The sequence below is a fragment of the Arthrobacter sp. KNU40 genome, from assembly GCF_051515115.1.
Classification (GTDB): Bacteria; Actinomycetota; Actinomycetes; order Actinomycetales; family Micrococcaceae; genus Arthrobacter.
Window position 1 is genome coordinate 1,940,294 of record NZ_CP195850.1, and the last position, 13,537, is coordinate 1,953,830.

Genomic DNA, 13,537 nt, shown 5'->3' on the forward strand with positions numbered 1-13,537 from the left:
GAGGAAAGCCCATGCAGTTCCACCACCACGGTTATGTGTCCGGCGACCCGCGGGTCCAAGCGGCCGCCGGCGTCGGCATCGACAGGCCCGCCGACCTTCCCGACGAGGTCGACGTGCTCATCGTGGGCAGCGGACCCGCCGGCATGCTGGCCGCCGCGCAGTTGTCCCAGTTCCCGGGCGTCACAACCCGGATCGTGGAGCGCCGCCCCGGGAGGCTCGCGATCGGACAGGCCGACGGCATCCAGGCCCGGAGCGTTGAGACCTTCCAAGCCTTCGGATTCGCCGAGCGGATCATCGCCGAGGCGTACCGGATCACCGAGATGGCGTTCTGGAAACCGGACCCCGCGGACCCGTCGCGCATCATCCGGACCGCCCGCGCCCTCGACGATCCGACAGGGGACATCAGCGAATTCCCGCACCTCATCGTCAACCAGGCGCGAGTGCTGGACTACTTCGCCGAGTTCATGGCGAACTCCCCCACGCGGATGACTCCCGATTACGGATATGAGTTCCGCGGCCTCGAGGTGACCGCCGACGGCGACTACCCCGTCACCGTCACTCTCCTCCACACCGCCGGACCCAACCAGGGCCAGGAGCGCATTGTCCGGGCCAAGTACGTCGTGGGGGCGGATGGCGCGCGAAGCAAGGTGCGGGAGTCGATCGGCTGCACGCTCGCCGGCGACCAAGCCAACCACGCCTGGGGCGTCATGGACGTCCTTGCCGTCACGGACTTCCCTGACATCCGCACGAAGTGCGCCATCCAGTCCGGCACCGGCGGCAGCATCCTGCTCATTCCGCGCGAAGGCGGCCATCTCTTCCGCATGTACGTCGACCTCGGCGAGGTGGACCGGAACGACAACCGCTCGGTGCGCAACACCACTATCGAGGAGATCATCGCCAAGGCGAACGAAATCCTCCACCCGTACACCCTCGATGTCCGCAACGTCGCCTGGCACAGCGTGTACGAAGTGGGCCACCGCCTCACGGACAGGTTCGACGACGTCCTTCCGGACGAGCGCGGCACCCGCACACCGCGTGTGTTCATTACAGGCGACGCCTGCCACACCCACAGCGCGAAGGCCGGCCAGGGCATGAACGTCTCCATGCAGGACGGTTTCAACCTGGCGTGGAAACTCGGTCACGTGCTCGAAGGCCGCAGCCCGGAGAGCCTCCTGTCCACGTATTCCGCCGAGCGCCAAGTTGTTGCCAAGAACCTCATCGACTTCGACAAAGAGTGGTCCACGCTCATGGCGAAGAAGCCCGAGGAATTCGAGGATCCCACTGAGCTCGAGAACTTCTATGTGAGCACGGCAGAGTTCCCTGCCGGTTTCATGACCCACTACGCCCCCTCGCCGCTCATCGCCGAGCCCACGCACCAAGGCCTGGCCACGGGATTCACCATCGGCAAGCGCTTCAAGTCCGCTCCGGTGGTGCGCGTCTGCGACACCAACCCGGTGCAACTCGGTCACCAGGCCAAGGCGGACGGACGGTGGCGCATCTACGTCTTCGCGGACGCAAGCGAAGCTGCCGGGACAGCAAAAGTGGGAACGTCGCCGGTCGTCGACTTTGCCGAGTGGATCGCGAACTCGCCGGACTCGCCGCTGGCCGCAACGCCGTCGGGCGCTGATCGTGACGCGTGGTTCGACGTGAAGGTGATCTACCAGCAGGAGCACACGAGCGTCGACATCGGGGCCGTACCGGAGGCATTCAAGCCGCAGGTCGGACCGTTCAAGCTCACGTACCTCGAGAACGTCTACGGCACCGATCCTTCGGCAGACATCTTCGAGCTACGCGGCCTCGACCGCGGCGGCGTCGTGGTGGTGGTACGGCCGGACCAGTACGTGGCGAACGTGCTGCCCTTGACCGCGACGGCGGAACTCGCCGCGTTCTTCGCGCCCCTCCTGCCAACGCGTGTCGAAGAATCCACCCGCATCAGCAACTTCGCCCAGATCTAGGGCGAATCCTCGCCTTGAGCTCACGGAGGGCCGAAAATTGTCCCAGTGCGAGAATTGGAGCGGCCGGTAAAAGATCTTCTATCGGGCACCCCGGCAACAACTGGATTGTCGCAGGTCACTGAGCCCTACGGAATTGACGGGTTGGATGAGACACCCAACTCCCTTATTCGTCTCATCGAACCCGTTAATCCCCAGGTCACGACTGACAACCCTGTTGCAAACGGACATTCATGTCCTATCTCAGTTTTGATCTGGCCACCTACGGATCGAGGCCTCCTGTCTTATTTAGGTTGGCCGCGCCGCTCGGCGACTTCACCGTCCTCGCAGAGGCGGTCAGCTTGCAACACCCGTCGGAACGCGCACCACTGACCGCGTCTAATAAGTCGTCCACGGCGATCCATGCGACTGATAGAACTGCCCCGGCTGAACATTCCAGGTTGCTTCGCGTATCTAGATTGGCCGGTAGAGAGCTGGCTCTACCTGGCCACGGTCATCGATCTCTTCTCCGGGATGGTCATCGGCTGGGCCATGGCCGAGCACCGCGGCCCTGCGGATGGCCCGGAACCGCGGCCACCTCGACGACGGCCAGGTGGCGTTCCACCCCGACTCCGAGGTTTCGGAGGCTTTGCGCGACCGCCGCGGATCTGAAAAGCGAAAAACGACGGTGAGAGATCGATGCGGGCAACTTCAAGGAGGGCGTTCTCTCCTCTCAAGCCATTGCTCTTCGTAGGACGCCTTGAACAGGTCCGAATGGCGACCCCCAGCCTTCGTCAATCCGGCGTTCCAAGCCCCCGCCTTCGGTATGCCGTGTCTTTGTCCATGTTCCAGCCGGCGAGCATTCCGTAGCCGAGGAGTTGGTCGCTGAGTTTGGCCAGTCGGTACCCGGGGTCTGCCTCCAAAGCGAGTTGGAGGAACTGGTGGGCTTTGCTGCCTCGGCCTTCCCACCAGTTGATGTAGCCGATGGCCGTGAGGAGAGGCGCTGAGTGTTTAGTGGCGCTGTGCGTGTACGAATGGAGCAGTATTTGTTGGGCCCATTCGACGCGGGCCCACTGGGGCTTGCAGAGGGTTTGTGCCAGGAGGATCTGTTCCATTGGGCCGTCGACGCCCGGGATGTCTGCCATCAGTTGGTCGCGGATGGCCGCGAACTGGAAGTTTGCGATCAAAGCCGTGACTTGATCGTCGCTCGGGTAGGTTTTGGCTTCGAGGATGCCTGCCCACAGCACGCGCGCCTTCTCGATTGCGCTGTGGTCGTGGCATTGCCGAATCGATGCGACGTGAGCCTCGACGGCGTCGAATGTAGTCGTCTCTTTTGTTGACGCGGGCAGCGCGATTCGGCCGGTTGGTGCGACCACGCTTCCGCGGAAAACAAGTTCGGCGTTGATTTCGCTGGAGTCGATCATAGACAGGGGCAGGGCGCATTCTAAGTTGGGGTCGCCGTCGTACGGAGAGACTGTCTGGTCGCTGACAAGGAGGCCGTCCCGGACGGTGATGTGCCGCTCGGCTAGTGCCCCCGTCAGGGCGGCGATGACTGCAGCATGTGGTTTGTCCTGACCGGACGCTGGAGCGTCCGACGTATAGACGGCAAACAAAGCACTGGTGGCATTCGTGTCGTTGGCGAGATAGCCGGCGACTGTTCGCGCATAGGCGCGTTCGCCGCCGTCGTGCTTCGGAAGGTCCACGCGGAGCGTTACGCCGATGTGATTGGTGTCCAAAGTGATGCAAACGAGGCTTTCCTGAGGCCAAAAGCCCAGGGTGTGGCCGATAAAACTGAGGACATCGGCCGGTGTTTTGATGGTGAGCGTTTCCATGGTCCCTCTCCTTGAATGACGGCCGATGCCGGCAGTCTGCGTTAGTGCTCGGCGTCGTTCTGATAGAGGATCCAGTGCTGGGCATGAGGGACCGGAGCGCAATTTGGGGAACCGGGAGCAACCCAAAAGTTGGCGAGGAAATAAGCGGAGCGCCGAACGAACTTTTGGGCTGCGAGCGGCGCATAGCGCCCTGGTTGCGCGGAGGACCCGCCCAGCGAAGATCGAGTATCAGAATGACAAACAGCGAAGATTCTTCTGCCTATTCATGACTGGGTTGTTGCGGCGCGGCATGACGCCGGGGCGTCTTGTAACTTCGACGAGGAATCTACCGTGTGAGCCGTGCGCCGGAGCGCATTTCGAGGGCGAGCTCGGCGCGTTCGACGACGGACCGGTCGTGGGCTTCGAGGCGACCGTCTGCGGTGGTGCTGGCCATCTCGCAATCGCGTATGTCGACGAGGCGGCGGTGCAGGTGTGTTTCGGCGTGCCGGCTGAGGACGATGAGCCAGCTGGCGCGTCGCCTCTCGAGGATCAGTTCGTGGTGGCTGGAGGCGACGCGGTTCCAGATCGGCCTGACTTCCATGAGCAACAGCCGCGCAAGGAGTGCGAAGGTGCCATGTTTGAGTGGGGCTGATACCCGGGGGAGAAGCAGCCCGAGGCTGACCTACAGTACCGCGAAGGTTTCGCCCGCCCAGTAGAACATGGTGATGAGCGTGAATGCCGAGCGGAATGCCGGGGCCTGCATGAGCGGAATATTGTTGTGGCACACGCGTGCGATATCGAGGTAGATCCACATGATGAACGCCGAGCCGGTCCAGAGGAACACGGCGATGCCGGGCTGGTCCCCGTAGCTCAGAGGCAGGTTCGGGTCGGTGGTGTCTACGCGGTTCGTGAGAAATCCCGCCGTCGCTGCTGAACAGGCGGCCACCGCAGTCCACCGGCCCAAGGCGAGTTGCCGCCGTCGTACTCCAACATCCGCCACAGCGGCCAGCAAGATCGCCGTTCGAAACTGCCAGAACCCCAGAAGCAGAGACAGGAGAGTGGCCAGCCCGACGTGGTTATGGCCGCCGAGCAGAGGATCCGCGGCGTAGTAGACGGCGGGGAAATATAGGGTGCAGGCTACTGCGGCAAGAATCGTCGCACGGAAGACGCTGCCGCTGTGCGGATCCAACGCGGCCAGTAGCCGGAGAACGGTGAGTACCCAGAGAGTGGCTGGGGGACGAACTCCATCAGCCGAACACCTTTCGGAAGGCCAGGGGTTCAGGTGGGGCGCCGACTTCGCTGTTGATGATCCGTGTTGCGAGTTGGTCGGCGAGAGCTTCGGCGGTGAGTTCCGAGTCATCGGTGTAACTGCTGCGGGCGAGGGCGCGGAGGACTTGTTCACCGTCGAGATCGGGCAGGAGACTATTGACCGATTCATTGCTTTGGCTGTGAAGATCGTGCCCGAGGATCATGTGGCTGAACTCGTGGAGGATGATCTGTTGCCGGTGCCAGTTGGATTTGACCGGCGCATGGAGGACGATGTCCCGGTCCGCGCAGATTAGCCAGAGGCCGCACAGCTCCGTTCCCGAGAGGCCGGGAACCTCGGCGACCGTGATGGTTCTGCCTCGTTGTGCTTCGAGTTTCTCGTGGATGAAGCGGAGTGTGGCGTCGCCGGGCAGGCCGAACCTGTGCTCGACTTTCCGGGCTAGTTTCCTGGCGTCACGGTAGTTCATTGCCGGTGGGAGCTGGGGAGCGCGGAACGTTGACCGGGCCGATATGGTCCAGGGAATACCCTCCGGGGTACAGGCTCGAGCCTGCGTCGCCGGGGGTGAAATGCGGCTTTTTTTGCAGCGGACGACTGCGGGTGATTGCGTTGCGGACGGTTAGTCCGGTTTTGAGGGCGGCACGTGAGATCCGGCTGGCTCGGGGGAGGCCGAGCGCGTCGGTGAGGCGGTCGTCGTCGAGCATGGTGCTGATGATCTTGCTTGCCAGGGGACGCAGCGGGGCCGGTAAGCGGCTTTGGAAAACCTGGATGGTGGCGTCCATCAGGTGTTGGCCCTGGGTAGATGGCGCGACGTGGGTGGTCTCGTAGCGGTCGAAGAAGGCTTCGGCTTCCGCGTAGGTGGCGGGCATGGCAGTGATGTTCATGCGGGTGCCTAGTTCCGTGAAGAATCGTGAGGCGGCCGTTAGCTCACCTGTTGTGGGTTGGCGCCAGGCGTGTTTCTGGATCCAGCGGATCGGTACGACCAGCAGTGTGAGGAGGACGTAGAGGAAGTCGTCCTTGCTTCCTGGGACGTTTCGGTGGACGCGGTTTAGTAATTCGATCATGTGCTGGCCGCGGTCGCTGTCCAGGCCTGTGGCGATGAGCTCGTAGATGACGATTGCGGTGTCGTACGAGCGTTTCATGGGGCGCTGCTGGATTTCAGCATTGGCGTGGAGGGTCGCGGCGATACCGGGGATAGCGAAATTGCGGTAGTACGACAGGAAGAACCCGAGTTCCATGTCCGTGGCGAGATCGAAGAGAGCCATTTGGCGGAACGTGGCCTGCCAACAATCGGGTGCGGTGGCTTCTTGGTTATGGAGGCTCGCGACGAGAGCGGGGTTGATGTCCATGGTGCCCCCGTTCCCGTTGCCCTGAATCTGCGGCCGAAACCGGGGGATCACAGCTCCCCAGCTTGGCTGACCTATTCCATGTTAGAACTGTTGGTTTCATGTGGCTAGTTAGCATGTAGACGGGTCTACTGTTTGGTTGTGGGTGCCCCGCCGGTCAGCGCTTTGACTAACCCCAATTCTCCCTGGCACATCGTGAGGGAGTGGGCTGCTTTGAATGCAGGGGCTGCGATCGGGGTGAGAAAGTGCATCCAACGCTGGGTTGGGCGCACCCGCCATTCGATGTCTAGGCACGTCTCTTCGCGGTGCGACCCGGTGGTGATGGTGACCCGTCCGGTGCCTTCGAGGTGACCGGCAGCCTCGAACTCGATCTCCATTGGTGTGACGACTTTCGTTGGGCGGACGCTGATCGTCAGGGTGTCCCAGGGACGCCTTGAAGTTGAGATGGGCTGTTGTTGCTTTGAGGATGTCTTCCTGAGAGTCGCTTCTGGCCTGGTGCGAACCAGCGGCGCGGCGAAGCTACAGTGCGGCCACCACTGAGGCCAGCTCATGTCGATATCCGCGATAATCGCCCAAACGTCTTCTGGTGCGGCTGGGAGGTGCCAAGTGGAACGGAGGTCGAAAAGGCGCGGGGTCATGTAGTCATTTTGCCACCCATGCAATTTCTCATTCCGGGTTGAAGGTCTCAGTCTGGATCTAATCCGTTGCCGTTTGAAACTCGTGTCCGGACACAGCCCAGGATCCCGGCAAGGTAATCCCGATAGGAAGTCGCACATGTGCATTTTGACCCGAGTTCTAGCGCCGGACGATGGTCCTCAACTGTTTGAGTGCGACGGAGATCGAGTAAATGTCCACAGGACCGGGCTGAGTGACTTCGGCGATGGTGTCCTTGATCTGTGCCAGCTGCACTTGGTGTCCGCGTTCCCACTCGACGATCCGGTCTGTGGAGTCGGCTCGCGAGTGAGTGTTGCTGGGTGTCGTCTTGAGAACTGAGATGGTCATGTCGGCCACGGCGGAATAGACATCGTCGCGGAGGGCCGCTCTGGCAAGAGTTTCCCATCGGTTCCGCCGGGGAAGGTCGGTGATCTTCAGAAACAACTTCAGGGCACCGATGCGCTGGAATGCGGTTGAGTAGAGGTCGGCTATGTGCTCCATGGGTTCATCGGTCTGCTCTGCGATGAGCGAGATATCCAACAAAGTGAAACTCAGGACGACCTCAAACGCGCGCCGCGCAATGTCCGGCGAAATACCAATGGCCTCCCAGCGTGTCAGCAGGTCATGTCCAAGGTCGATGTCGTCTCCACGCAGATACACCAGTGACCGGTTCCCCCGGAGGCTCATGGCTGGCATGATCCTTCTGAGGGCCTGTTCTACTGGCTGGTCCCGATGATCATGGGTCATATACCAGCGCGTTGCGCGGTCCAACATCCTCCGCACATACAGAGCGAGTTCCGCAGCATGCTCGGCGCGAACGGCGGGCGGCAGCCCGGCCATCCAGTCCGGCATCCAGTAGAGGCTAAAGGCCTCACGCACCGCCACGAAGGCCCTTGCGAGAGCGGCCGCGCTCCCGGTGGTTTCCTCGATAGCCCGGAAGGCGAAGGTGATTCCTCCGAGGTCGATGATGTCGTTGGCGAGCACAGTGCAAATGATCTGCCGGCGCAGGGGGTGCGTCTGGAGCTCGGCTCCGAAGCGGTCCACGATCTGGTGCGGGAAGTAGCCGCGAAGGACCCGGTCGAACCACGGATCATCGGCCACATCGCTGTCGTTCAGCTCCTTGGTCAGCGCGATCTTGGCGTAGGCCGCCAGCACGGACAGCTCGGGGGAAGTGAGCCCCTTGCCGGCCTGCAGCCGTTCATGCAACTCGGCCGTGGTGGGCAACTCCTCGCGACGCCGGTCCAGCTCGGTGGCTTTCTCCAGCCAGTCCATGGTCCGTTCGAAGCCTGGGCTCCAGATGAGGACAAGAGCACGGTCGTTGACGAGCAGGGCGTTCTGGTCGCGGCTGTTTTTCAGCACCAAGCGTGCCACGTCGTTACTGAGCGAGTGCAAGAAGTCGGCGCGTTCGCTGGCTGCCATTGTGCCTGCCGCAATCATGCGGTCGATGAAGATTTTGATGTTGACCTCGTGGTCGGAGCAGTCAACGCCGGCGGAGTTGTCGATGGCGTCGGTGTTCAGCAAGACGCCATTTAGGGCAGCTTCCACCCGTCCTCGTTGGGTCATCCCGAGGTTGCCGCCTTCGACCACGGTCCGTGCCCGGAGTTCGTTGCCGTTGATCCTGATACCGTCGTTGGCTTTGTCGCCCACCTCGGTGTTGGATTCCGCGGAGGCCTTGACGTAGGTTCCGATCCCGCCGTTGTACATGAGGTCCACCGGGGCTCGCAGGATCGCCTGGATAATCTCGGGAGGGGACATCGCCGTCGTCGGCGACAGACCCAGGGCCGAACGCACCTGCGGGCTGATAGGGATCGACTTCGCAGTGCGCGGGTGCACGCCACCGCCGGGGCTGATCAACCCGGGGTTGTAGTCGGCCCAGGACGAACGGGGCATGTTGAAGAGGCGGCGGCGTTCCTCGAGGGACGATGTTGGGTCGGGGGCGGGGTCCAGGAAGATGTGCCGGTGATCGAAGGCGGCTACGAGCCGGATGTGGTCCGAGAACAGCATGCCGTTGCCGAACACGTCCCCGCTCATGTCCCCGATCCCGACCGCCGTGAAGTCTTCGGTCCGGGAATCGATCCCGAGTTCGCTGAAGTGTTGCTTCGCGGATTCCCAGGCGCCCCGGGCAGTGATGCCCATCTGTTTGTGGTCGTAGCCCACGGAGCCACCCGACGCGAACGCGTCGCCCAGCCAGAAGCCATACTCCTTGGCCACCTCGTTGGCGATGTCTGAGAACGCCGCGGTGCCTTTGTCGGCGGCGACGACGAGGTAGTAGTCGTCGTCATCATGCCGAACAACGTTCGGAGGAGGGACAACCCGTCCTACCGGGCCCCGGGCACCACGAACGCCCGGGGACGCGTCGACGTCAGGCGGGGCAAGGTTGTCTGTGACATCGAGGAGCCCGCGGAGGAAGTCCTTGTAGCTCTCGATGCCTTCCGCGAGCCATGCGGCGCGTTCCGCTATGGGATCAGGCAGGTGCTTCGCGTAGAAGCCGCCCTTTGCGCCGGTCGGGACGATCACGGAATTCTTCACGATCTGGACCTTGGCGAGCCCGAGGACTTCGGTACGGAAATCCTCACGCCGGTCCGACCACCTCAGGCCCCCGCGCGCAACCGGCCCGAAGCGAAGGTGCACGCCCTCAACCCTGGGGGAATAGACCCAGATCTCGAACTGCGGACGTGGGTACGGAGCGCCGGGAAGACGGAAGGGCTGGAGCTTAAAGCTCAGGTACGGTCGGTTGCGGTAGAAGTTGGTCCTGGTTGTCGCCTCGATGAGGTTCAGGAAGGTTCGCAGCAGACGGTCAGCATCCAGGGACGCGACGGAATCGATCGCCTCGGCTACCGCTGTGCGGGCGGCTCTGGTGTCTCGGAGCCGCTGGGCGATGCCCAGCCCTGGATGGAAGCGGGCGCGGAACAGCCCCAGCAGCGCCTCGGTCGCCGCCGCACTGGCCAGGAGCGAGTCCGCGATGAAGTCGTACGAGTTGGTGGTTCCGAGTTGCTGCAGGTACTTGGTATACGCCCGTAGGATCGCCACTTGTCGCCACTCCGTGCATTCCTGCAGGACCAGAGCATCGAAGCGGTCCGATTCGGTGTCCCCGCGCATGGCTGCGCCGAACGCGTCGGCGAGCAGGGAACTGGTTCGAGCGGGATCCACGCCTGCTGGGTACGTCACGCCCAAGTCGTAGAGGAACAACGGCAGGCTGTTGCCGCGGAGGACCTCGAAGGGGCGCTGGTTGAGTACCTTGAGGCCCAGGTTGTGGAGGAAGGGCAGGATCTGTGTGAGGCTTCGGGCGCCGGTGAGATAGAGACGGATCCGTGTACCCTCCATTTCGGCGTGGGTGGCGCCAGCTGGGGTGTGGACGGCCAGTATGGGGTCGTTCAGCGGGCGGCCGCCGGTGCCGTCGAGATCGTATTGTTCAAACCTCTCGATGTCTTCAATAGCATCTTCGATCTCGAAATCTGCCCGGTAGCTGGCAGGGAAGGCATCGTTCCAGAGTGCGGACAGCCTTGTTGCTTGTTCGGAGGGCATGCGCTCGCGGAGGGCTTCGTCGAGTCCCTCGGCCCATGTCCGTGTGGCATTTATGAGTGTCCGCTCCAATGCAGTTGGGTCTATGGACTCTGGTTTTGCGCCGGCGGCCAGCAGGATGCGGAAGAAGATGCGCGCCATGTGCGATTCAGTGAGGCGGATTTCGGACTCAAGCGATGAGGCCTTCAAGGTATCTTTGAGCGCCTGTTCAATCTTGAGCCGCACCGCGGTATTGTAGCGACTGCGCGGAATGAACATCAGGGCAGTCATGAAAGGGGCATAGTTGTCGAAGCGTACGAGCAGTCTTGACTGATGGCTTTCGTGGACCCGCAGGACGTCGGCCGCCACCCGTGTCAGTTCGTCTTCCTCAATGTCGAACAGCTCCTCGAGAGGGAACGAATCCAGGGCGGCCAGCAGTTTCTTTTCTTGACTTGACCCAGTGGCGAAACCGAGCCGGTCACGGACGCTGGCAGCCTTGTCCCGGATCACGGGAATGTGGTGTACCGACTGATCCGCTGTTTCCTGCGCGAAGACGCCCACAAACCTGCGTTCCCCATTGACGACCCCGGAAGCGCTGAACGTCGGGAGACGGATTTCGCCCAGGTAAGAGGGTTCCGGCACCGGGGAACGGAGGGCGGAAATATATAGCGCGAGTGCCTGTGAGCCCTTCAACGCAGGCTCTTCGAAGTCAGGCGGGGGATTTTGCCTACGCAAAAGGCCCAAGACAGATCCCGGGCGCAATCGCAGAGCCGGCCCATCCCGCGCTGCGGTCAAACCATATTCGCAGTAGCCCAGGACAATGAAGTTTCCCTTGTTGAGCCACCCGAGAAGCTCACCGAGCTCTTCGGCTGACGGCACGCAACCGCGCGGGAAGGCGCCTAGAGAGTCGACGGCCGCAGCCACTTGTTCCTTCAGGGCAGGGGAGTCCTCTGCAACTGAGAGGACATCGGCAAGAACTCCTTCGATATTCGCGATGACGTCTTTGGCATTCGCGGATGTCGGCAGCCTGCCAATTTCAACCGCAACCCAGGTCTCCGTGGTGGCGCCGCATTCCGGTCGGCCGAAGGCGAGCCCCGCTCGCTGAGGAGCGCGGCGGAGCTGGAGTAACTCATGGGTTATGGGATCCCGAAGGACCTGAAACGAGGGATGAACGAGCAGCCGGACCGGCGCTCCTCCGCGGGTTAACTCCGCGGTCACAGCGTGAACTACATGCAATGCGCCGTCGGCCACTACGAATACCACGCTGGCATGTGGTTCGTTGAGAACCTCCACCCTTGAGGTTCCAGGGGGCAGCACCGAGGCGAGCGCAAGATGGTGCCGAGCTCGACGCTCCAAAGTCTCACCAGCATAGGATCGGAGCTCCTCCGGATCCACGTGTTCGTAATAATCCAAGAGGAACTGATCGTCCACTTGGGCCGGACCACACGACGCCGAGTGCTCCGTTGACTCAGATTTACCCCGCATGCTCTAACGCCTCCAACGCCTGGGATCGCCTTCATATTCGTCTCAACAGGTGGGATCCTCACGCCTGATTTCATGATGTCTTGATCTCCCTGTTGCGTCCATAGGAGCAACCGACCGAGGCGGGGATGAAGGTGTTGGCATAGTGCTCGTACTGGCCCGAGCTGGGGGTTGATGTAATGAACGCCCAGCGCTGGACGGATCCACCGACGGGGGTACCGGGATGGTTCTGTCGACAGAGACATGGGAGCACGCCGGTCTCGAGTGACTACGCCCGAAACCACACAGAGGCCGACACTTTCATTTTGAAGTCAGCCATCCAGCTACCGAACTTCTGGCCGTATTGCCACTACTGCATTCATTCCTGAGAACGATCGTCCCGCTCCGGCAGGGGCGGCGGTGTATGTGCGTGTTTGCGCTAAGAGCAGCACCTGGTCGGGTTCGCGCCCGGCGGCGGAGATCTGCGGCAGCCTCGCGATGCCTCTCACGCCGCTTGCACACCGCGCAACCCGAGTGTAAGGTGTGCAATAATAGTAAAGGATTTTATCAATTGCTATTTGATCAGCCTTTTTAGCGCAGCCAGCTAAAGGAAAACGTCCTTAGAATTGATCCGAATATCGGACACGGACAACAATGGTCAGCCGGAAGCAAGGTAAGACTAGCGACCAAGGCCCCCGGCGTGTTGATGCCGATTCCCGGGCCGTGCAACGGTGATGGAGCTCGCCGCATCTCGACTGCACTGGACTCCGGCGAGCCCTGCACGGGGAACGTTCATGCGACACCAGAGAAAGGAAGAGCTCACCTAAGTGTGAGCGACGGAATATTCATGAGCACTATCGGATTTATAGGCAGCGGATGTATCGGAAGTACCATTGCGCGTTTGGTAATCAAAGCTGGCCACGAAGCAGTCCTGAGCAACCGCCGCGGTCCTGACACCCTTGCCGACCTTGTCGCTGAACTCGGGCCACAAGCCCTGGCCGCAACACCAAGGGAAGCCGCGGAAGCCGGTGATCTAATCGTGGTTACGATCCCTCTGGCGGCTTACACTACAGTGCCCGTCGAAGAGCTGAACGGCAAGGTCGTTATCGACACCAATAACTACTATCCGGACCGTGACGGTCGCATACCGGAACTCGACAACGAGTCGACCACCACCAGTGAACTCCTCCAGGGCCACCTACCCGGATCCCAGGTCATCAAGGCGTTCAACAATATCTATTACACGCATTTGGGGAACCTTGCGCGCCCCTCCGGCGCGCCAGACCGCTCGACGCTCGCTATAGCTGGCGACGACTCGGAGGCGAAAGCAACGGTCACCAACTTCCTCGACTCAATCGGCTACGAGACCCTCGACGCCGGACCGCTGGCGGAAGGATGGCGATTCCAGCGCGATACTGCGGCATACAGCCGGCCATACATCGGGCCGGACGGAGACATTCCCCAACTCTCGGGGGAATTTAACCCCGGTCTGGGCGTCCGCGCTACCCGCGAAGAACTCGAGGCCGCTCTGGCCTCAGCGGTACGCTACCGCTTTATGTAGGACAGCGG

Annotated in this window: 9 protein-coding genes and 1 pseudogene; 2 read left to right on the forward strand and 8 right to left on the reverse strand. The window is 61.9% G+C overall.

The annotated features are described in order from the left end of the window. Positions 1–11 precede the first annotated feature (11 nt). Positions 12–1,955 (forward strand): FAD-binding monooxygenase, encoded by a 1,944-nt coding sequence (locus ACSKT0_RS09090; protein WP_437773431.1) that lies wholly within the window; start codon positions 12–14, stop codon positions 1,953–1,955. A 770-nt stretch (positions 1,956–2,725) separates the two neighbouring features. Here the strand turns inward: ACSKT0_RS09090 and ACSKT0_RS09095 are convergent. The 8 genes and pseudogenes from ACSKT0_RS09095 to ACSKT0_RS09130 all read right to left on the reverse strand — a co-directional run bounded on the left by ACSKT0_RS09095 (position 2,726) and on the right by ACSKT0_RS09130 (position 11,992). Then, positions 2,726–3,763: a DUF4192 domain-containing protein gene (locus ACSKT0_RS09095; RefSeq protein WP_437773432.1), complete on the reverse strand. Its 1,038-nt coding sequence runs from the start codon at positions 3,761–3,763 to the stop codon at positions 2,726–2,728. A 325-nt stretch (positions 3,764–4,088) separates the two neighbouring features. Further along, complete coding sequence (locus tag ACSKT0_RS09100) at positions 4,089–4,343, reverse strand: DUF6545 domain-containing protein (RefSeq protein ID WP_437773433.1); 255 nt, start codon at positions 4,341–4,343, stop codon at positions 4,089–4,091. A gap of 81 nt (positions 4,344–4,424) precedes the next feature. Then, entirely contained in the window at positions 4,425–4,931 is a 507-nt protein-coding gene (locus ACSKT0_RS09105) for a hypothetical protein (RefSeq protein ID WP_437773434.1), read from the reverse strand. A gap of 58 nt (positions 4,932–4,989) precedes the next feature. Beyond that, positions 4,990–5,475 (reverse strand): hypothetical protein, encoded by a 486-nt coding sequence (locus ACSKT0_RS09110; RefSeq protein WP_437773435.1) that lies wholly within the window; start codon positions 5,473–5,475, stop codon positions 4,990–4,992. Further along, positions 5,462–6,355, reverse strand: a complete 894-nt coding sequence (locus ACSKT0_RS09115; RefSeq protein WP_437773436.1) for an oxygenase MpaB family protein — start codon at positions 6,353–6,355, stop codon at positions 5,462–5,464. Before ACSKT0_RS09115 ends, ACSKT0_RS09110 begins: the two co-directional genes overlap by 14 nt. A 125-nt stretch (positions 6,356–6,480) precedes the next feature. Then, positions 6,481–6,729 carry a hypothetical protein gene (locus ACSKT0_RS09120; RefSeq protein ID WP_437774115.1) on the reverse strand — a complete coding sequence of 83 codons (249 nt, stop codon included), beginning with the start codon at positions 6,727–6,729 and terminating at the stop codon, positions 6,481–6,483. Between the two features lie 33 nt (positions 6,730–6,762). Beyond that, positions 6,763–7,134, reverse strand: a pseudogene (locus tag ACSKT0_RS09125) (SRPBCC family protein); the annotation flags it as partial. Positions 7,135–7,147: 13 nt separating this feature from the next. Beyond that, positions 7,148–11,992: an NAD-glutamate dehydrogenase gene (locus ACSKT0_RS09130; RefSeq protein WP_437773437.1), complete on the reverse strand. Its 4,845-nt coding sequence runs from the start codon at positions 11,990–11,992 to the stop codon at positions 7,148–7,150. Between the two features lie 877 nt (positions 11,993–12,869). On the opposite strand from ACSKT0_RS09130, the gene ACSKT0_RS09135 reads away from it, so the two are divergent. Continuing rightward, positions 12,870–13,529, forward strand: coding sequence for an NADPH-dependent F420 reductase (locus tag ACSKT0_RS09135; RefSeq protein ID WP_437773438.1), 660 nt, complete (start codon positions 12,870–12,872; stop codon positions 13,527–13,529). Positions 13,530–13,537: the final 8 nt, after the last annotated feature.